Below are 19,247 nucleotides of genomic sequence, written 5' to 3'. Positions count from 1 at the left end.
CACCCGCCCCCGGGTGCCGGAAATCTACCCGTTAGGGGCGCGACACCACGTTCATCGGCCTCGTGATCGTGACCGGTACGTCGAACCGGTCGAAGTCCAGGAACTGCCGCCCGCCCCGCTCCTGGACGCGCAGCGGGTACGGCTTGCCGGTCGCGGCGACGAAGAGCACCGAGCGGTCGGACATGTCCATCAGCCGGATCACCCGCTGTCCGCGCAGCGTCGCGGGCGCGAGCTTGACCACCCGCCCGCCCGGCTTGAGCGCCCTGGCGAACCCCTTCAGGCTGAGGTTTCCGCCGGCCGGCTGCCGCTTGCCGGGCACGACCATCCACTTGGAGCCCATGCGCCGTGCCGCGGCCTGCCCGCCCGCCGCCAGCCAGAACTGACGGCCCCGCAGGTAGGCCTTGCCGTTGAGGACGATGACCTCAAGGGTGATGTTCTTGCCCCGGATCGGCCCGCGGATCCTGCCCTTGGCGGCGCCCTGCCGGGTGAACGCCATGTCGAAGGCGATCAGGTCACGGCCGTCCTTCATGCTGCCCTTGGCGTGCAGGGCGGTGGCGCCGCGCAGCGCGGCGGAGACCCGGGCGAGGATCACGTTCGGCGGCTTGTTCGCCAGGCCGTTGTCGGCCTCGGCCGGCGTGGTCGTCGCGGGCGTGGCCGCGGGCGACTGCGTGGTCGCGATCCCGTGGGAGCTGGACTTGCGCTTCTTCTTCCCTGCCTTGCAGGCCCCCGTTCCGAGCGACGACACGACGAGGACGACGGCGAGGCCCAGGTACTGAACGCGGCGTACGGATGAGTATTCAGGCATTTCCCGGTATCTACACCACTCCATCCCGCCCGTGCAGGCATATCCGGCATTTCTACTTGAAGGTGATATTGCGTTGTCGCCGGTCGCGGGACGGCGAGACACTCTGCGGGAAATGAGCAGACATCCCAGGCGGCAGACCGCCCAAGAGACCGTGGCCATCCTCGATCGCGGCGGCTACGTCGCGCCGTCGGGCCGCACGGTGACCGTCGCCGGCGCCGTGGACGCGACCGTGCGCGGCACCGTCCTGCACCGGCCTGAAGAGCTGGACGCCCTGCTCGCCGGGCTCCCCGCGTCACCGGGCCTGGAGACCCGTGTCGAGGTCACCGGCGAGACGACCCTGGCCGCGGCGCGGCGGCTGCGCGGTCCGTGCGGCATGCCGGGAAGTGCTCCGGAGGGTGTGCCGCTGGCGCTCAACTTCGCGTCCGCGAAGAACCCGGGCGGCGGCTTCCTGAACGGCGCGCACGCCCAGGAGGAGGGGCTGGCCCGGTCGTCGGCCCTGTACGCGTCGCTGCGCGCGGCCCGCGAGTTCTACGACTTCCACCGCGCGCAGGGCGACCTGCTCTACAGCGACCACATGATCTACTCCCCCGCCGTCCCGGTGTTCCGCGACGACGCGGGGCGGTTGCTGGAGGAGCCGTACGACGTGGCCTTCCTGACCTCGCCGGCGCCCAACCGGGGGGCGATCCGCGACGAGGCCCGGGCCGCCCGGATTCCCGAAGTGCTGCGGCTGCGTGCGCGCAAGGTGCTCGCCGCGGCCGTCGGGCACGGGCACCGGCGGCTGGTGCTGGGCGCGTGGGGGTGCGGCGTCTTCCGCAACGATCCCGCCGAGGTCGCTGAGGCCTTCGCCGAGCCGCTGCGCCCCGGCGGCGAGTTCGCCGGTCGGTTCGAGCACGTCGTCTTCGCGGTCTGGGACACCGCCAAGGGTGCCCCGCGCCACGCCGCGTTCGACCGCGTCCTGGGCTAGCGGGCCGTCAGTCCTTCCCAGCACCCCGCACGTACGACTCCAGGCCGCGCACGAGCAGTTCCAGGCCGAACTCGAACCGGTCCTCGCCGTCGCCGGACATGAGCTCGGGCGCGTGCCGCACGGTCGCCGGGAAACGGTCGGCGGGCAGGCTCGTGAAGAACTCGCGGACCTGGCCGAGGAATCCCGCCATGTACTCCGCGGGCTCCAGGCCACTGGCGCGCTGCTTGGTCACGTGGATGGAGCCCTCGTAGGCGTCGGAGTTGACGTAGAGGTAGATGCGGTCCACCGCCCACGCCGCGATCTGAGGCGGAACCCCGCCCGCCAGCAGGACGCCGAGCAGCCGCTCGTTGAGGCGCAGCGCGTTGGGGCCGGTGGGGATCATGCCGAGCGGCACCCGGGCGATGTCGGCGTGGGCGCTCAGCACCTGGTGGATCTCGTGAGCGACCTCCTTGACCTGCTCGCGCCAGCGCGCGGGGTCAGGCTCGGGCAGGCTCACCTCACCTGACACCCGGTCGAGCAGGAGCTCCAGGAGCTCCTCCTTGTTGGAGACGTGCGCGTACAGCGACGCGGGACCGGTGCCGAGCTCCTGGGCGACCCGGCGCATGCTGACCGCGTCGAGCCCCTCGGCGTCCAGCACCCGCAGCGCGGTGTCGACGATCAGATCCTGGCTGAGCGGCTGCCTGGCCTTCGCCGGGGGGCGGCGGCGCTTCCACGGGGGCGCGGGGATCTCCGCGTCCGGGCCCTGATCGACCGTTGCCATGCGCCCTCCGGCTTCTCTCGTCGTCCTGCGGCACGAACATCGTACTTGACACGAACGCTGTTCGTCCGTAGAACGGTGTTCGTAGCGACGAATGCCGTTCCCTCCCCCTTGGAGCCTCCGATGACCGCCACCGCCGACGCGAACCCCGGAGCCGGGGCCGCGCAGACGCTCTACCGCTGGCGCTGGGCCGCGCTTTTCGTGATCCTGGCCGGCGAGATCCTCGACCTGCTGGACGCGCTGATCACCACGATCGCCGCGCCGACCATCCGCGCCGACATCGGCGGCTCGGCGGGCATGATCCAGTGGCTGGCCGCCGGATACACCCTCGCCATGGCGGTCGGCCTCATCACCGGCGGCCGGCTCGGCGATCTCTACGGCCGCAAACGCATGTTCCTGATCGGCGCGGCCGGCTTCACGGCCGGCTCGCTGCTGTGCGGGCTCGCGGTGTCGCCCGGGATGCTGGTCGGCGCGCGGGTGCTGCAGGGCCTGTTCGGCGCCGTGATGCTGCCCCAGGGCATCGGCATGATCAAGGAGATGTTCCCGCCCAAGGAGATGGGTGCCGCGTTCGGCGCGTTCGGCCCGGTCATGGGCCTGTCGTCGGTCGGCGGCCCGGTGCTGGCGGGCTGGCTCATCGACGCCGACCTCTTCGGCACCGGCTGGCGCATGATCTTTCTGATCAACCTGCCGGTCGGGATCGCCGCCCTGCTGGCCGGGCTGAAGTTCCTGCCCGAGTCGAAGGCGCGGCGCGCCGACCGCCTGGACGTCGTCGGCGCCGCGCTGGCCGCGATCGGCGCCGGCCTGCTGGTCTACCCGCTCGTACAGGGCCGCGAGCTGGGCTGGCCGGCCTGGATGTTCGCCCTGTTCGCCAGCTCGGCCGCGGTGTTCGCCGTCTTCGTCTGGTACGAGCTGCGCAAGCAGCGCGCCGGGGGCGACCCGCTGATCATGCCGAGCCTCTTCCGCAAGCGCGGCTTCAGCGGCGGCCTGGCCGTCGGCATCGTGTTCTTCTCCGGCATGGCCGGCTTCGCCCTCGTCTTCGGGCTCTACACCCAGCTGGGGCTCGGCTACTCGCCCTTCAAGGCGGGTATGGCGCAGATCCCCTGGTCACTGGGCATCGTGGTCGGCTTCGGCCTCGCCCAGGCGGTGACCCGGTTCGGCCGCAAGGTCATCCACGGCGGCACCGTCATCATGGCCGGCGGCGTCCTCGGCGTCGCCGCGACCCTTCAGGCGGCCGGGGTGGGCGTCACCCCGTGGCAGCTCGCCCCCGCCCTCGTCGTCACCGGGATCGGCATGGGCCTGCTGATGGCCCCGTTCTTCGACACCGTCCTCGCCGGGGTCGAGCCGCACGAGACCGGCGCCGCGGGCGGCACGCTCACCGCCGTCCAGCAGCTCGGCAGCGCCCTCGGCGCCGCCGTGCTGGGCACGATCTTCTTCCAGCTGCTCGGCGATCACCTCGCGGCGTCCGGCGCGAACTTCGAGCACGCCATGGACGTGACGCTCTGGGTGGTGGCCGGCATGCTCGCGCTGAGCTTCGCCGTCACGTTCCTGCTGCCGAAACACCCCCGCCCCGATCAGGAGCCCGTCCACTAGCGACGGGCCTGCACGCGGACGAGTCCCGCTCCCGGAGCTCCGGGAGCGGGACTCGTCCGTGGTCAGAGCCGGTTGAGCACCTCGAAGGCCAGCAGCTCCAGGTGGTTGAGGTCGTCCAGGTCGAGCACCTGGAGGTAGACGCACTCGGTCCCGAGCTCGGCGAATCGGCCGATCTTGTCGACCAGCTCGGCGGGCGAACCGGCCAGGCCGTTCTCGCGCAGCTCCGCCACGTCCCGCCCGATGGCGTCGGCGCGGCGTTTGAGCTCCGCCTCGTCGCGGCCGCAGCACACCACCTGGGCGGCGGAGTAGACCATGGGCTTGGTGCGGCCGGCCTCCTCGCAGGCCTTGCGGACCCGCCCGAACGCCGCCTCCGTGTCCTCGATCTTGTGGAACGGCAGGTTGTACTCGTCGGCGAACCGGGCCGCCAGCCGTGGCGTGCGCTTCGCGCCGAAACCGCCGATGATCACCGGCGGGCCGCCGGGCCGTGCCGGCTTGGGCAGCGCGGGCGAACCGGCCAGCCGGTAGTGCGTGCCCTCGAAGTCGTACGTCGCGCCCTGCGGTGTCCCCCAGAGCCCGGTGAGGATCTCCAGCTGCTCCTCCAGCCGTTCGAACCGCTCGTTCAGGCTCGGGAACGGGATGCCGTACGCGGCGTGCTCCTCCTCGAACCAGCCGGTGCCGATGCCGAAGTCGACGCGGCCACCGCTCATCCGGTCCACCTGCGCCACCGAGACGGCGAGCGGGCCGGGCAGCCGGAACGTGGCCGCCGTCATCAGCGTGCCGAGCCGGATGCGGCTGGTCTCGCGGGCCAGCGCGGCCAGCGTGATCCAGGCGTCCGTCGGGCCGGGCTCGCCGGACACGTCGCCCATCTTCAGGTAGTGATCGGACCGGAAGAACCCGTCGAACCCCAGGTCCTCCGTGGCTCTGGCCACTGACGACAATGTCTCGTAACTCGCCCCCTGCTGGGGCTCGGTGAAGATCCGAAGACGCATGGCCCCATCCTCGTACGCGCGTCCGGACGGCGCGACGACGGGTCCCCCGCAGGGACATGAACACCTCCCTGTGGGGCATGCCGTGTGGGCACATATCCCCTACGACTCGAAAATCAGCATCTGTTGCGAATCGGCTGCGTCAGAGCGGACGCACGTGTTGAATCGTCCAGACGAACGGAGCCCGAGATGGCAGTTTTCGGCGTCGACTACGCGTGGGGACGGCCCGGTCCGGCCGCCCTGAAGCGCGCCGGCGCGAAGTTCGTGTGCCGCTATCTCTCGCACGACACCACCGGAAAGAACCTCACCAGGGCCGAAGCCGACCAGCTCTCCGACGCCGGCCTGTGGCTGGTCGTCGTGTGGGAGACCACGGCGTCCCGCGCGCTGTCCGGCAGGACGGGCGGGATCGCCGACGCCCGCGACGCCGACCGGCAGGCCCTCGCGGTCGGCATGCCGTCCGGGCGGCCGATCTACTTCGCCGTCGACTTCGACGCCTCCGCCTCCCAGCAGGCCGCGATCAACGCCTATCTCGACGGCGCGGCGAGCGTCATCGGCCGCGGGCGCGTGGGCGTCTACGCCGGATACGGCCCGCTCAAGCGCGCGTTCGACGCGAAGAAGGTCACCTACGGCTGGCAGACCTACGCCTGGTCGGGTGGCCGCTGGGACGCGCGGGCCCAGCTCCAGCAGTACTCCAACGACCATCAGCTCAACGGCGTGACCGTCGACTACGACCGCGCCGTGAAAGCCGACTACGGGCAGTGGCGCGTCGGCGTCTCACCCGTGGAGGACGATATGCCCGAGTACGTGTCCGTCGGAGCCACCGAGCAGGACCTTCCCCCCGGGGTGTGGACCACCGTCAGGTGGAACGTCGAATACTCCGACACCGAGCACCAGCACGCCGATGAAGGCGGCCCCAGCGTCCTGAACGGGCCGGCCTACTACTCCCTCAGCGCGAACATCAAGCTGCGGGGCGTCCCCTCCGGTACCCGTATCCAGGCACGCGCCATCGAGGTCGAGAACGCCGACCCCGCCAAGTTCGAGAGCGGCGCCGTCCAGGACTTCGCCTCCGTGGGCGACGAGACCAACCTGCTCTACGGCGCCTCGGCCGACTGGATCGGCAAGGATCGCCGGGTCCGCTTCCAGCTCATCCAGCACGGGGCCGCTCCCGCGACCGTCGCCAGCGGGACCGCCAAGCTCCTCTACTGGAGATAGCCGGGCGCGCCGGGGCCGCCCACACCGCGCCGGCAAGACCGGGCGGCCCCGGCCCGCCCACCCGTTCGGTCCTTGGTCTCGCCGAGGCGTTCAGTCCTCAGCCGGGACGTTCAGTCCTTGGTCTCGTCGAGGCGTTCGGCGGCCAGGCGGGCGGCGTTGTGCACGACCCGTGTCTGGATCTCCAGTTGCCGGATGATGCGGCGCTGCTGCTCGCGGATCTCCCGGGACACCCGCACGGCACCGAGGCCGAACACCACGACGGTGAGGACCAGCGCCGCGTCGACGGCGATCGCGAGAACGCCGGTCCGGCCGTGGACGGCGTAGGCCAGCCCGGCGGCCGCCACAAGCAGGAGACACGCCGCGCGTCGCACTGCGCGCATGTGCCGTCCCTCCTTCGCGAACGCTCTTGACCTGGACGGGCACAACCAGTGTGCCCGTTAGTCAGCAGCCGCAACAACCAGTCAGACCCGGAAATCTTTCAGACTTCGACAATCAGCGTCCGTCGGGCTCGCCGTACAGGGCGCGCAGGAAGGCCAGCGCCATCCGGCGCTTGTCGCCCGAGTCGGCCTGCAGGTCGGCGAAGTAGGCGTTGAGCTCCTCCAGCTCGCGCAGCACCACGGTCATGTCGGTCTCCTGCCGCGCCGGCTCCAGCCCCTCGCCCACGCGCACGAGATCACCGGACCGCCACTCCAGCGCGGTCTCGATCGCGCTGCGCGTGCGAGCCTGCGGCCACCGCTCGCCCGCCTCCAGGTTGTAGATCGTCTTGACCGTGACCCCGGCCCGCTCGGCCAGCTGCTCCTGGGTGAGCCCGAGCGATCCACGACGGGCCACCACGTACTTGGCGATCCGTTCCCTGTCCAGCTCTCCAGCCATGCGACCAGCATGACGGAAACATTAAGGAACATCCAGTAACCGGAGGTCGGTGATTTCCTTCAAGCGCGTTACCTGCTCTTACCGCTTAGTCCTTGAAGTATTACCGATACGTACCTATTGTGAGAAACGCACACGTAAGGATGTGGTTCCCCGTGACCGAGGACGGCGCGTTCACCCTGGAGCTCGCCATCTCCGAGCTCCGCCGCGGCATCGATGTCCGGTTGGCGACCCAGGAGGGACAGCTCGCGCTGCTGTGCCAGCGCGACGAATCGCACGAACGCCGGGCCGACGAGCAGGCCAGGCTCATCGAGGACATCGACGCCCGGCTCAGCGCCGCCGAACGCGAGCAGGTGACCCGGGCGCACCTCGACAACCGCTTCCGGCACACCATCGCCCTGCTCTCCCTCCTCGCCGCCACCGCCTCCGTCGCGGCTGGAATCCTCATCGCCCTTCTGGGACGCTGAAACGAGCCGCTCCCGTGGGAACGGCGGGCATTTCACGATCTTGATCTGAGAATTCCGAACGAACACGGTGTTCAGAACGATCTTTAAGAACGAAGGCTTGCCTGCCGGAGGCGGGAGGTCTTCACTGGGGCGATGGTTTCCAAGAATCGTGCGAGCCTCGCGCACAAGGTCCGTTATGCGGCGCGCAATCCGCGGAAGGTCGCGCCGTACGCCCGCCGTCTCGCCCGGGACGCGTGGCTGCGGGTGAAGACGCGTGACCATGTGGGTTACTACCGCGCGGTCATGCGTTCGGACGCCTCGCGCACGCCGTTCGGCGCGGTCGGGACGCCGTCGGAGAGGCGCTGGCTGGCGCTGGGCGAGCTGCAGTTCGAGTACCTGGTCAAACACGGGCTCAAGCCCGGCGACCGGATGCTGGAGATCGGCTGCGGCAACCTGCGGGCGGGCCGGCTGTTCATCGACCATCTGAACCCCGGCGACTACTACGGGATCGACATCTCGCCCGACATTCTGTTCGCGGCCGAGGAGACGATCGTCCGTTTCGACCTTCAGGCGAAGGTGCCGCACCTGACGCCCGTGCGCGATCTGCGGCTGGAGTTCCTGCCGGCGGAGCATTTCAACGTCGTGCACGCGCACAGTGTCTTCTCGCATTCGCCGCTGGACGTCATCGACGAATGTTTCGCCCATATCGGGCGCGTGCTCGCGCCGGGCGGGTTTTTCGACTTCACGTTCAACCGCACCGAGGGCAAAGAGCATCAGGTGCTGCGGGAGGACTTCTACTATCGGACCGAGACGCTCGTCGCCCTGGCCGCCAAGCACAAGCTCGACGCCACGTTCATGGACGACTGGGAGACGGGCGCCCACAAGCAGTCTAAAATCCGCATCACCGCCTGAGGCGCCGCACGACTTTGTCACTGGCGACCAAGGCTCTGGCGCGCACGTACAAGACCGGGCGCGTCCCCGGCTCCCAGACTGAGATCACGCACTCGTCAGGGAGCATCCATGGGCAAGCTCGTCGTCTCCGTCTTCGTCACCATCGACGGCGTCATCGAGCGGCCGGACCGCTGGGCGTTCCAGTACGTCAGCGGCGACTCGGTGGAGCACAGCCTGAAGCAGATCCGGCAAGCCGAGGCGTTACTGCTGGGCCGCTTCACCTACGAGGGTTTCGCTGCGGCGTGGCCATACCTGTCCGACGACGCCGGCTACGCCGACAAGCTGAACGCGATGCCCAAGTACGCCGTCTCGGCCACGCTGGAGCGGGCCGAGTGGAACAACACCACCGTCATCCGCGAGAACGTGCTGCACGAGATCGGCAAGCTCAAGGCCGAGCTGTCCGGTGACCTGCTCGTCTTCGGCAGCGGCGAGCTGGTGCGCCGGCTGCTGCCGCACGACGTCATCGACGAGATCCGCCTGATCACCTGTCCCGTCGTGATGGGCGAGGGCGAGCGCCTCTTCGACGGCGGGATGCCGACGACGTTCGACCTGGTCGACGTCACGGCGTTCCGGTCGGGCGCGATCGTCCTCACCTACGCGCCGACCGGCCACGACCCAGCGCTCCCCTAGCCGCCCTAGCCGCGGACGAGGGTCGCGAGGCACTCCACATGGTGAGTTTGCGGGAAGGCGTCGAAGGCGCGCAGCGACTCCAGCGTCCAGCCGCGCTCGCTGAAGTAGGCCAGGTCGCGGGCCAGCGTGGCGGGGTCGCACGAGACGTAGGCGATCTTGCGGCCCGCCAGCTTGGCGACGCGGTCGACGACCTCCTTGCCCGCGCCCGCCCTGGGCGGGTCGAGGACGACGATGTCGGCGCCGCGGGCGCGGGCGCCGCCGCGGTGGCCCGTGGTGCGCTTGTTCTGGGAACGCTCGGAGCCGTCGGCGCGACCGAACTCCAGGTCGCCGAGGACCTCCTCGACCGGGCCGCGCTCGATGGCGACATTGGGCAGGTCGCGCAGGTTGAACTTGGCGTCGCGGACGGCCTGGGCGTCGGACTCGATGCCGACGACGAGGCCCTCGCGGCCGACCCGTTCGGCGAGACCGGCGGCGAAGAGGCCGACGCCGCAGTAGAGGTCGAGCGCGATCTCGCCCGGCTTGGGTTCGAGGGCTTCGAGAACGGCGTCGAACAGGAGCCGGGCGGCGCCCGGGTGCACCTGCCAGAAGCCGCTGCCGCTGACCTGGAACAACCGGCCCGCGACCTCTTCGCGGACGTAGGGCAGCGACTTGCCGGGCTCGGGCTTGCCGCGCACCAGGCGGACGGGCACCTCCAGGCGGGGCACGCGGGCCCGCTTGCGGCCGCGTTCGCGCAGGACGACGAGGCGGTCGCCGGTGGAGGCCGACACGATGCCCTCGACCGAGGACGCGCCGGGCCAGCGGTGCCGCTCGATGCCCATCAGCTCCACGCCGGGGTGGGCGATCAGGCACTCGTCGACCGGCTCGATGTCGTGGGAGCGGTGCTTGCGGAGCCCGACGACCCCTTCCGACACCGTGAACTGGACGCGGGTGCGCCAGCCGAGGCCCGGGCCGCGGACGTACGCCTCGTCCTCGACCGGCTGCGGCACCTCCTCGACCACGACCGAACGGGTGATCCCGGCGACGCGTTCGAGCTGCTCGGCGACCACCGCCGCCTTCAGCCGGCGCTGGGCGGGCAGGGAGGCGTGCTGCCAGTCGCAGCCGCCGCAGCGGCCGGGACCGGCGAACGGGCAGGGCGCCAGGACCCGGTCCGCGGACGGCTCGATGATCTCGATCGCGTCGGCGCGCAGGAAGTTCTTGGTGCGGTCGGTGACCCAGGCCCGCACCCGCTCGCCCGGCAGGGCGTGCCGCACGAACACCACCCGGCCCTCGTGGCGGGCCACGCAGAAGCCGCCGTTGGCGACGTTGCCGACCTCCAGCTCGAGGTACTCGTCTTCAGATCCGGGATCAGTCACGTTCCGAAACGATACCGCCACCAGCGCGTGCTCCCTCATCTTCGGGGGCCAGCCGCGGCGGGCGGCGGGACGCGCCGGGGCCGAGCGGCTCCGCCCGGCCCTTGAGCCGGTCGGAGGAGTGCAGCTGCCAGGCCACGCTGGTGACCATCACGCCGGGCTGGAAGAGCAGCCGGCCCTTGAGCCGCAGGGCGCTCTGGTTGTGCAGCAGATGCTCCCACCAGTGCCCCACCACGTACTCGGGGATGAAGACGGTGACCACGTCACGCGGGCTCCTGCGGCGCACGCCCTTGACGTAGTCGAGCACCGGCCGCGTGATCTCCCGGTACGGCGAGTCGAGGATCTTGAGCGGCACCGGCACGTCCAGCGCGTCCCACTCGTCCTGGAGCCGCTGGGACTCCTCGGCGTCCACCGCGACCGTGACCGCCTCCAGGGTCGACGGCCGGGTGGCGCGGGCGTAGGCGAGGGCCCGGAGGGTGGGCTTGTGGATCTTGGAGACGAGGACGATGCCGTGGTTGCGGGCGGGCAGCGCCACGTCCTCGCCGGAGGGCACCAGCTCCTCGGCGACCCGGTCGTAGTGCCGCCGGATGCCCTTCATCAGCAGGAAGAGGATCGGCATCGCGATGCAGACGATGTACGCGCCGTGCGTGAACTTGGTGATCAGCACGACGATCAGGACGGTGCCGGTCATGAACAGGCCGAAGGTGTTGATCGCCCGGGCGCGGTGCATCTCGCGCCGCCGCGCCGGGTCGTCCTCGGTCCGCAGCAGCCGGTTCCAGTGCCGGACCATGCCGGTCTGGCTGACGGTGAACGAGACGAACACGCCCACGATGTAGAGCTGGATCAGCTTGGAGACGTCCGCCCCGTACGCGTAGATCAGTAGCCCGGCCGCCGTGGCGAGGATGATGATGCCGTTGCTGAACGCCAGCCGGTCGCCCCGGGTGTGCAGCTGGCGGGGCAGGTAGCGGTTCTGTGCCAGCACCGAGCCGAGCACCGGGAAGCCGTTGTAGGCGGTGTTGGCGGCCAGCACCAGGATCAGGGCCGTCATCAGCGTCACGAAGCCGAACATCGGCGTGAAGTTGCTGAACACCGTGTGCGCGACCTGGGCCACCACCGGATCCTGCTCGGACACGTCCTGGCCGGTCTTGGGGTCGATCAGCGCGCTGCCGTGCGTCGGGTCGGCGAACTTGGCGTCGGTGATGTAGGCCATGGCGGTGACGCCGGCGAACATCGTCATCGCGATCACGCCCAGCGCCAGCAGCGTGGTCGCCGCGTTCTGCCCCTTGGGCTTCTTGAACGCCGGCACGCCGTTGCTGATCGCCTCGACACCGGTCAGCGCGGCGCAGCCGGAGGCGAACGCGCGCATCAGCAGGAACGCCAGCGCGATGCCGCCGACCCCCATGTCCTCGCCGTGCACCTGGAGGTGGGCGGTGTCGGCGCGGAGCTCGGTGCCGAAGGCCATCCGGGTGAAGCCCCAGATCAGCATGCTGAAGATGCCGAACATGAACAGGTAGGTCGGGATCGCGAAGGCGACGCCCGACTCCTTCAGGCCGCGCAGGTTCAGCACGGTCAGGATGGTGACGATGATGATGGCCGAGGCGACCTTGTGGTCGCCCACGAAGCCGACGAAGGCCCCCAGGTTGTCGACGGCCGACGAGACCGACACCGCCACGGTGAGGACGTAGTCGACCAGCAGGGCGCTGGCCACGACCACGCCCCAGTTGCCGCCCAGGTTCTCGGTGGCGACCTCGAAGTCGCCACCGCCGCTCTGGTAGGCGCGGACGTTCTGCCGGTACGAGGCGACGACGGTCAGCAGGATCACCACGACGGCGGCGGCGACCCACGGCGTGTACTGGTAGGCGGCCAGCCCGGCGATGCCGAGCGTGATCAGGATCTCCTGCGGCGCGTACGCGACCGAGGACAGTGCGTCGCTGGCGAAGACCGGGAGCGCGATCCTCTTGGGGAGCAGTTGCTCGTGCTGCTGGGCGCTGCGCAGCGCCCGGCCGAGCAGCAGCCGTTTGACAAGGTCCGAAGCCTTCGACACGGAAGGAGACTCTAGCCCTTCGGTGTGACGGGCCATCGACGCCCCCGGCCGCCTCGCGCGCCGTCGCCGCCCCACGGCCGCTCCAGCAGGTTGATCTTCTGGCCGGAGAAATCTGGGGACCTGCCGGAAACCTCCCCGGGGCTGGACTCGTTGCCGCTTGGGTAGTACTTGCCTGGGCGGATGTGTAGTTTTGCAGCCCGGCAAGGATCTTTCGCAGACGATCCTCGGGCCCCGGGGAAGGATTGGCCGTGCATATCGTGATCATGGGCTGTGGGCGGGTCGGCTCGACACTCGCCCACATCCTTGAGGACAAAGGACATTCGGTGGCCATCATCGACCAGAGCCCCGAAGCCTTCCGCCGGCTCCGGGGCGGGTTCAGGGGCCGCCGCATCACCGGGTTCGGGTTCGACCGCGACGTCATCGCCGAGGCGGGCATCGAGCAGGCGTCCGCCTTCGTGGCCGTGAGCAGCGGCGACAACTCCAACATCATCTCGGCCCGGGTCGCCCGCGAGACGTTCGGCGTCGACAACGTCGTCGCCCGCATCTACGACCCCCGCCGTGCCGAGGTCTACCAGCGCCTGGGCATCCCCACGGTGGCCACCGTGCGCTGGACGGCCGACCAGATCCTGCGGCGCCTGCTTCCCGAGGGCGCCGAGCCGCTGTGGCGCGACCCCACCGGCGAGGTCGTGCTCGCCGAGCTGGAGACGGGCTCGATCTGGGTGGGCGAGAAGGTCGCCCGCCTGGAGGAGGCCGCCGCCACGCGCGTGGCGTTCCTGTCGCGCATGGGCGAGGCGCTCGTGCCGCAGCCCGACACGGTCGTCCAGGACGGCGACATCGTGCACATCATGGCCCGCGCCGACGACCTGGAGCGCATCCACGACGCCGTGGCCACCAGGATCGAGGAGAACCACTGATGCGGGTCGCGATCGCTGGAGCCGGCGCGGTCGGCCGCTCCATCGCGCAGGAACTGCTGGAGAACGGCCACGAGGTGCTCCTCATCGACAAGAGCCCCAAGGCCATCAAGGTCGAGATGGTCCCCCGCGCGGAGTGGCTGCTGGCCGACGCCTGCGAGATCTCCTCACTGGACGACGCCGCGCTCGAACGCTGCCAGGTCGTCGTCGCCTCCTCCGGCGACGACAAGGTCAACCTGGTGGTCTCCCTGCTGGCCAAGACCGAGTACGGCGTGCCGCGCGTGGTCGCCCGCATCAACCACCCCAAGAACGAGTGGCTGTTCAACGAGTCGTGGGGCGTCGACGTGGCCGTGTCGACGCCGCGCCTGCTGTCGGCCCTGGTCGAGGAGGCCGTCAGCGTCGGTGACCTGGTGCGGCTGATGACGTTCCGCCAGGGCGAGGCCAACCTGGTCGAGCTCACGCTCCCCGAGGACGCCCCGCTGGGCGGCGAACGGGTGGGATCGGTCAGCTGGCCCCGCGACACCGCGCTCGTGGCCATCCTGCGCGAGGGCCGGGTGCTGGTGCCCGCCGACGACGACACCCTGGAGCCCGGCGACGAGCTCATGTTCGTGGCCAGCCAGGACGTGGAGGACGAGCTGGCCGAGCTCCTCAGCGCCCGCTGACGGGCCGCGGCGGGCCGGGTGCCTTACGAGGCGGGGGCGGACGATCTCGCGGTGGCGATGGGCGTCCGGCCCCGGGCGAGCAGCCAGGCCATCCCGGCGAACGCGGCGACCTGGAGCGGCCAGCCCATGAAGATCTTGCTCGCGCCGAGCCAGCCGACCTGGCCCGCCAGGTAGAGCGGGTACTGGACCACCACGCGCACGATGCACGGCAGGACCAGCAGCCAGGTGAGGCGCGAGCAGAGCTTGACGATCCCGGGGTCGGCGCGCCACGCGGTGGGGTCGCCGGTGACCGAGCCGATGATGAAGCCCACCACCGGCCAGCGGACCACGATCGAGAAGATCATGGCGACCGCGTAGCCGGAGTTGTAGAGGATGCCGGGCAGGAAGGCGTCCTCGGCCTTGCCCGAGCGCATGGCGAAGAACGCGGCGATCGCGATGCCGAACAGGCTGTTGAGCACGAACTGCGGGTTGGACTTCTGCGCCACCCGGACGATCAGCAGCACCACGGCGGCGGCGACGGCGATGACCAGCGAGAGCTTGAGCTGGTCGGTCAGCAGGTAGGCGAGCGTGAACCCCGCCGTGGGCACGGCGGCCTCGATCACGCCGCGCACGCCGCCCAGCGCCTTGGACAGCTGCTCCCGGACCGCGGCCTCGACGGTCTCGTGAGCGCCCGCGGCGCCGTCCGCGGCCTCGGCGCCGTCGGCGGCGCCCTCTGCGGCATCCGCGGCGTCCGCGGCACCGTCGGGCTTGAGCGCGGCGTCGCCGGCCGCCGATCGGTTCGTCTCAGCGCCCACGCCGTTCGTCTCCAGTTCTCTCACCTGAGGCCTTTCGCCCGCGCCGCATCGGTCCCCGCCGCCGCGAAGGCGTCCGCGTCAGGAGCCACGCAGCTCGTAGCGGGGATTGAACATGACCTTGCGCCCGTCCTGCACGCTCACCAGGCCCTCGGCGCGCAACCGGCGGCCCGGGTCGATCCCGGCGATCTTGCGCCGGCCCAGCCACACCAGGTTGATCACGTCGGTGCCGTCGGAGAGCTCGGCCTCCAGAGCCGGCGCTCCACCACGGGGGCGCAGCGTCACGGTCCGTAGCGTACCCGCGACGCAGTGCCGCTTGCGAGCGGCGCAGGCGGTGATGGGGGTCGCCCCCTCCTCGCCGGAGGTCTTCTGGAGATCCTCGGCCTCCAGCTCGGCCTTGCTCGACGCCATGCGGCGCAGGAAACGCCGCAGGCCACCGCGCTCTTGATGGGGCTCGGAACCGTCACCGCTCTCCGGTGACGCGCCGGCCTGCACCTCGTCCATGATTCGAAGACTAAGGCATCCCGAAGCGAAACGAACCGCCCGGGAATGAACCAATCAGCCCAAGTCCCATCACTTCAGGCGATCACGGGATGTGAGGGATGTCAGCCGCGCGGCGCGTACATGATCAGGAGTACCCCGAGCAGGCATACGGCGGCGCCGGCGACGTCCCACCGGTCCGGCCGGAAGCCGTCCACTAGCATCCCCCACGCCAGCGAACCCGCGACGAAGACGCCACCGTAAGCGGCGAGGACGCGGCCGAAGTTCGGGTCCGGCTGGAAGGTGGCCACGAAGCCGTACGCGCCGAGCGCCAGCACCCCCGCGCCGATGAAGATCACGCCGCGGTGCTCGCGCAGCCCCTGCCAGACGAGCCAGGCGCCACCGATCTCGGCCAGCGCGGCCAGCGCGAACAGCAGGAGCGAACGGAGCACGGTCATGGCCGTGACCGTACCGGCCCGGATCAGACCTCGAACCGGTAGCCCATGCCCGGCTCGGTGATCAGGTGGCGGGGGTGCGCCGGGTCCGGCTCCAGCTTGCGGCGCAGCTGTGCGAGGTAGACGCGCAGGTAGTTGGTCTCCTTCTCGTACGAGGGCCCCCAGACCTCCCGCAGCAGCTGCCGTTGCCCGACCAGGCGCCCGGCCTCGCGGACGAGCACCTCCAGGACGTGCCACTCGGTCGGGGTGAGCCGCACGTCGCGGCCGTCGCGGACCACCTTCCTGGCGGCCAGGTCCACCGAGAACGCCGCCGTCTCGACCACCGCCGCCTCCTCGGCGGGCGTGGCGCGACGGACGGCGGCGCGCAGCCGGGCGAGCAGCTCGTCCATGCCGAACGGCTTGGTCACGTAGTCGTCGGCGCCCTCGTCCAGCGCCTGGACCTTCTCGGCGGAGGCGTGGCGGGCGGACAGGACGATGATCGGCACGCTGAGCCAGCCGCGCAGGCCCCGGATGACGTCGGTGCCGTCCATGTCGGGCAGGCCGAGGTCCAGCAGCACCACGTCGGGACGGTGCCGGGCCGCCAGGTCGAGGGCGGTGCGGCCGTCCGCCGCCGCGTCCACGTCGTAGCCGCGGGCCCGCAGGTTGACCCGCAGTGCCCGCACGAGCTGCGGCTCGTCGTCGACGACCAGGACGCGCGTCACGCCTTCTCCTCGCACGGCAGCGCGAAGACCATCGTCAGCCCTCCCCCGGGTGTGTCCTCGGGCGTCAGCGTCCCGCCCATGGCGTCGGCGAAGCCGCGGGCCACCGCGAGGCCGAGGCCGACCCCGGCGCCCTTCGGCGCGTCGCCGAGCCGCTGGAACGGGGCGAACATGTGATCCTTCATAGTGTCCGGCACGCCGGGCCCTTGATCGACCACCCGGATCTCCACCCGTCCCGGCTCCGCCGCCGGGCGGACCACGCCCGCGGTGACGACGACCTCCGCGCCGCCATGCCGCACCGCGTTCTCGATCACGTTGGCGAGCGCGCGCTCCAGCAGCCCGGCGTCCGCCAGCACCGGCGGCAGCGACTCGGGCACCTCGATCCTGACCTTCGCGCCGGGCACCCCGGCGAGCGCGCCCGGCAGCACCTCCGGCACCGCGACCGCCCGGATCAGCGGCGTGACCACGCCGGTCCGCAGGCGGCTCATGTCGAGCAGGTCGCCGATGAGGCCGTCGAGCCGGTCGGCCGACTCCTCGATGGTGGCCAGCAGCTCGGCCTCGTCCTCGGGCGCCCACGTCACGTCGGTGGCGCGCAGGCCGCTGACCCCGGCCTTGATCGAGGCCAGCGGCGTGCGCAGGTCGTGCGAGACGGCGGCGAGCAGCGCGGTCCGGACCCGGTCGCCCTCGGCCAGGCGCCGCGCCTGCGCGGCCTCCTCGGCGAGCCGCCGCCACTCCAGGACCGTCCCGGCGTGTGAGGCGAAGGCCGAGAGCATGCGGCGGTCGGCGGCCGGCAGGACCCGGCCGCTCAGCGCCAGCACCGAGTTGTCCCCGGCGGGCGCGGTGACCTCGGCGTCGCCCGGGTGCCCGGCCGGCTCGGCGCCGGTCTCGCCGACCGTGCGCCAGCCCTCGCCGGTACGTTCCAGCAGCGCCACCGCCCGTACCCCGAAGGTCTCCCGGACGCGGGCGAGCAGCGCGGGCAGCGCCTGCTCGCCGCGCAGCACGCTGGTCGCGAGCATGCTGAGCGTCTCGGCCTCGGCGTTGCCGCGCGCCGCCTGCCTGCTGCGCCGCGCGGCGAGGTCCACCACCGAGGAGACGGCGACCGCCACCGCGACGAACACCGCCAAGGTGAGGGCGTTCTCCGGCTCAGCGATCGTGAACGTGTGGAGCGGCGGGGTGAAGAACCAGTTGAGCAGCAGGAATCCCGCGACCGCCGCGGCCACCGCGGGCCAGAGCCCGCCGACGAGCGCGACGGCGACCGTGAGCGCCAGGAAGAGCAGCACGTCGGTGCTCAGCCCGGGGTGCGCGCCGCCGGCCTTGAGGGCGAACGTGGCGAGCGTGGGCGCGAGCAGCGCCAGGGCCCAGCCGCACGCACGGCGCCGGACGCTCAGAGGGCTGCCCGCGACCTGGACGAGCCCGCGCCCCTTGCCCGCCCGTTCGTGCGTGACGAGGTGAACGTCGATGTCGCCGGCCTCGCGGGCCACGGTGGCGCCGACGCCCGGCCCGAGGACGAACTGCCGGCCGCGCCGCCGGCTGGAGCCGAGCACGAGCTGGCTCGCGTTGACGCCCCGGGCGAACTCCAGGAGCGCGGTGGCCACATCGTCGCCGATCACCTGGTGGTAGCTGCCGCCGACGCTCTCCACGAGGGTCCGCTGTCGCGCCTGCTCGTGCGGTGAGGTGCCGTCGGCCAGGCCGTCGCTCCTGGCGACGTGGACCGCGAGCAGGTCGGCGTGCCCGGCGCGGGCGGCGATACGGGCGGCGCGCCGGATCAGTGTCTCGCCTTCGGGACCCCCGGTGAGCGCCACGACGACGCGTTCGCGGGCCTCCCAGGGCTCGGTGATGCCGTGCTGCTCGCGGTACTGGGCGAGCCCCTCGTCCACCCGGTCGGCCACCCACAGCAGGGCCAGCTCGCGCAGCGCGGTGAGGTTGCCGACGCGGAAGTAGTCGGCCAGGGCGGCGTCGGTCTTCTCGGGGCCGTAGACGTTGCCGTGCGCCATCCGGCGGCGCAGCGCCTCCGGCGTCATGTCGACGAGCTCGACCTGCTCGGCGCGGCGCACCACCTCGTCGGGGACGGTCTCGCGCTGCGGGACGCCCGCGATCCGTTCGACGACGTCGTTCAGCGACTCCAGGTGCTGGATGTTGACGGTGGAGACGACGTCGATGCCCGCGTCGAGGATCTCCTCGACGTCCTGCCAGCGCTTCTCGTTGCGGCTGCCCGGCACGTTGGTGTGCGCCAGCTCGTCCACCAGCGCCACCCGCGGACGGCGCGCGATCACCTCGTCGACGTCCATCTCCGTGAAGTCGCGGTCCCGGTACGTCAGCGCGCGGCGCGGGACGATCTCCAGTCCCTCCGCCTGCTCGGCGGTCCGGACCCGGCCGTGGGTCTCGACGTAGCCGATGACCACGTCGGTGCCCCGGCCGGCGCGGCGGCGGCCCTCGGCGAGCATCGCGTAGGTCTTGCCCACGCCGGGCGCCGCGCCCAGGTAGACGCGCAGCCTGCCGCGTGCCCCCACAGTGATCATCCTCCTCCGTCATGGACGATGCCCTTCCCGCGCCGCCCGGAATCGCTCGTGACGCCCAATCGAGACATCTCAATTTTCCAAGCCCGGCCCGCGCCGACCGGCGGGCGTCTACTTTGCCGAAGACGAG

20 protein-coding genes are annotated in these 19,247 nt (G+C 71.2%); 8 read left to right on the top strand and 12 right to left on the bottom strand.

The features are described 5' to 3' along the window. Positions 1-31: 31 nt before the first annotated feature. Positions 32-805, bottom strand: a complete 774-nt coding sequence (locus ABD333_RS09265) for a hypothetical protein (protein ID WP_344539644.1) — start codon at positions 803-805, stop codon at positions 32-34. A 112-nt stretch (positions 806-917) separates the two neighbouring features. Here ABD333_RS09265 and ABD333_RS09260 point away from each other — a divergent pair, with 112 nt between their 5' ends. Next, positions 918-1,769: a TIGR02452 family protein gene (locus ABD333_RS09260; protein WP_344539642.1), complete on the top strand. Its 852-nt coding sequence runs from the start codon at positions 918-920 to the stop codon at positions 1,767-1,769. 7 nt (positions 1,770-1,776) lie between these two features. Here the strand turns inward: ABD333_RS09260 and ABD333_RS09255 are convergent, their stop codons facing one another. Further along, complete coding sequence (locus tag ABD333_RS09255; RefSeq protein WP_344539640.1) at positions 1,777-2,529, bottom strand: TetR/AcrR family transcriptional regulator; 753 nt, start codon at positions 2,527-2,529, stop codon at positions 1,777-1,779. A 120-nt stretch (positions 2,530-2,649) separates the two neighbouring features. Between ABD333_RS09255 and ABD333_RS09250 the strand changes: the two genes are divergently transcribed. Then, positions 2,650-4,116, top strand: a complete 1,467-nt coding sequence (locus ABD333_RS09250) for an MFS transporter (protein WP_344539638.1) — start codon at positions 2,650-2,652, stop codon at positions 4,114-4,116. A gap of 62 nt (positions 4,117-4,178) precedes the next feature. On the opposite strand, the gene ABD333_RS09245 is transcribed toward ABD333_RS09250, so the two are convergent. Next, a complete protein-coding gene (locus ABD333_RS09245) occupies positions 4,179-5,105 on the bottom strand; it encodes an LLM class F420-dependent oxidoreductase (RefSeq protein ID WP_344539636.1) in 927 nt (308 codons plus the stop codon). Positions 5,106-5,291: 186 nt separating this feature from the next. Between ABD333_RS09245 and ABD333_RS09240 the strand changes: the two genes are divergently transcribed. Further along, complete coding sequence (locus ABD333_RS09240) at positions 5,292-6,314, top strand: DUF1906 domain-containing protein (protein ID WP_344539634.1); 1,023 nt, start codon at positions 5,292-5,294, stop codon at positions 6,312-6,314. Positions 6,315-6,424: 110 nt separating this feature from the next. Here the strand turns inward: ABD333_RS09240 and ABD333_RS09235 are convergent, their stop codons facing one another. Both ABD333_RS09235 and ABD333_RS09230 read right to left on the bottom strand, forming a co-directional pair. Continuing rightward, entirely contained in the window at positions 6,425-6,694 is a 270-nt protein-coding gene (locus ABD333_RS09235; protein ID WP_344539632.1) for a hypothetical protein, read from the bottom strand. Positions 6,695-6,806: 112 nt separating this feature from the next. Then, positions 6,807-7,187 carry a helix-turn-helix domain-containing protein gene (locus ABD333_RS09230; protein WP_344539630.1) on the bottom strand — a complete coding sequence of 127 codons (381 nt, stop codon included), beginning with the start codon at positions 7,185-7,187 and terminating at the stop codon, positions 6,807-6,809. 152 nt (positions 7,188-7,339) lie between these two features. On the opposite strand from ABD333_RS09230, the gene ABD333_RS09225 reads away from it, so the two are divergent. The 3 genes from ABD333_RS09225 (at position 7,340) to ABD333_RS09215 (ending at position 9,211) form a co-directional block, all read left to right on the top strand. Then, positions 7,340-7,651 carry a hypothetical protein gene (locus ABD333_RS09225; RefSeq protein ID WP_344539628.1) on the top strand — a complete coding sequence of 104 codons (312 nt, stop codon included), beginning with the start codon at positions 7,340-7,342 and terminating at the stop codon, positions 7,649-7,651. Positions 7,652-7,783: 132 nt separating this feature from the next. After that, positions 7,784-8,542: a class I SAM-dependent methyltransferase gene (locus ABD333_RS09220; protein ID WP_344539626.1), complete on the top strand. Its 759-nt coding sequence runs from the start codon at positions 7,784-7,786 to the stop codon at positions 8,540-8,542. A gap of 108 nt (positions 8,543-8,650) precedes the next feature. Beyond that, a complete protein-coding gene (locus ABD333_RS09215; RefSeq protein ID WP_344539624.1) occupies positions 8,651-9,211 on the top strand; it encodes a dihydrofolate reductase family protein in 561 nt (186 codons plus the stop codon). A 5-nt stretch (positions 9,212-9,216) separates the two neighbouring features. Here the strand turns inward: ABD333_RS09215 and ABD333_RS09210 are convergent, their stop codons facing one another. Then, positions 9,217-10,563: a class I SAM-dependent RNA methyltransferase gene (locus ABD333_RS09210; RefSeq protein ID WP_344539622.1), complete on the bottom strand. Its 1,347-nt coding sequence runs from the start codon at positions 10,561-10,563 to the stop codon at positions 9,217-9,219. After that, positions 10,556-12,604, bottom strand: a complete 2,049-nt coding sequence (locus ABD333_RS09205) for an APC family permease (protein WP_344539621.1) — start codon at positions 12,602-12,604, stop codon at positions 10,556-10,558. Before ABD333_RS09205 ends, ABD333_RS09210 begins: the two co-directional genes overlap by 8 nt. 248 nt (positions 12,605-12,852) lie before the next feature. Here ABD333_RS09205 and ABD333_RS09200 point away from each other — a divergent pair, with 248 nt between their 5' ends. Together ABD333_RS09200 and ABD333_RS09195 are read left to right on the top strand one after the other, a co-directional pair. Next, a complete protein-coding gene (locus ABD333_RS09200; RefSeq protein ID WP_344539619.1) occupies positions 12,853-13,518 on the top strand; it encodes a potassium channel family protein in 666 nt (221 codons plus the stop codon). Beyond that, on the top strand, positions 13,518-14,177 hold the full coding sequence (locus tag ABD333_RS09195; protein WP_344539617.1) for a potassium channel family protein: 660 nt from the start codon (positions 13,518-13,520) through the stop codon (positions 14,175-14,177). The genes ABD333_RS09200 and ABD333_RS09195 overlap by 1 nt, the downstream gene beginning before the upstream one ends. A 23-nt stretch (positions 14,178-14,200) precedes the next feature. Here ABD333_RS09195 and ABD333_RS09190 read toward each other — a convergent pair whose 3' ends face one another. The 5 genes from ABD333_RS09190 to ABD333_RS09170 form a co-directional block, all read right to left on the bottom strand. Further along, entirely contained in the window at positions 14,201-14,971 is a 771-nt protein-coding gene (locus ABD333_RS09190) for a DUF3159 domain-containing protein (protein ID WP_410557689.1), read from the bottom strand. Between the two features lie 78 nt (positions 14,972-15,049). Beyond that, the gene (locus ABD333_RS09185) at positions 15,050-15,472 is read right to left on the bottom strand and encodes an OB-fold nucleic acid binding domain-containing protein (protein WP_425546903.1); all 423 of its coding nucleotides are present in this window, start codon (positions 15,470-15,472) and stop codon (positions 15,050-15,052) included. 101 nt (positions 15,473-15,573) lie between these two features. Next, entirely contained in the window at positions 15,574-15,906 is a 333-nt protein-coding gene (locus ABD333_RS09180; protein ID WP_344539616.1) for a YnfA family protein, read from the bottom strand. Between the two features lie 23 nt (positions 15,907-15,929). Continuing rightward, the gene (locus ABD333_RS09175; protein WP_344539614.1) at positions 15,930-16,604 is read right to left on the bottom strand and encodes a response regulator; all 675 of its coding nucleotides are present in this window, start codon (positions 16,602-16,604) and stop codon (positions 15,930-15,932) included. Then, complete coding sequence (locus ABD333_RS09170; RefSeq protein WP_344539612.1) at positions 16,601-19,120, bottom strand: sensor histidine kinase; 2,520 nt, start codon at positions 19,118-19,120, stop codon at positions 16,601-16,603. The genes ABD333_RS09175 and ABD333_RS09170 overlap by 4 nt, the downstream gene beginning before the upstream one ends. Positions 19,121-19,247 lie beyond the last annotated feature (127 nt).

Source organism: Actinomadura fulvescens, from assembly GCF_039533225.1.
GTDB lineage: Bacteria > Actinomycetota > Actinomycetes > Streptosporangiales > Streptosporangiaceae > Spirillospora > Spirillospora fulvescens.
This window is presented reverse-complemented; position numbering and strand designations above follow the sequence as displayed.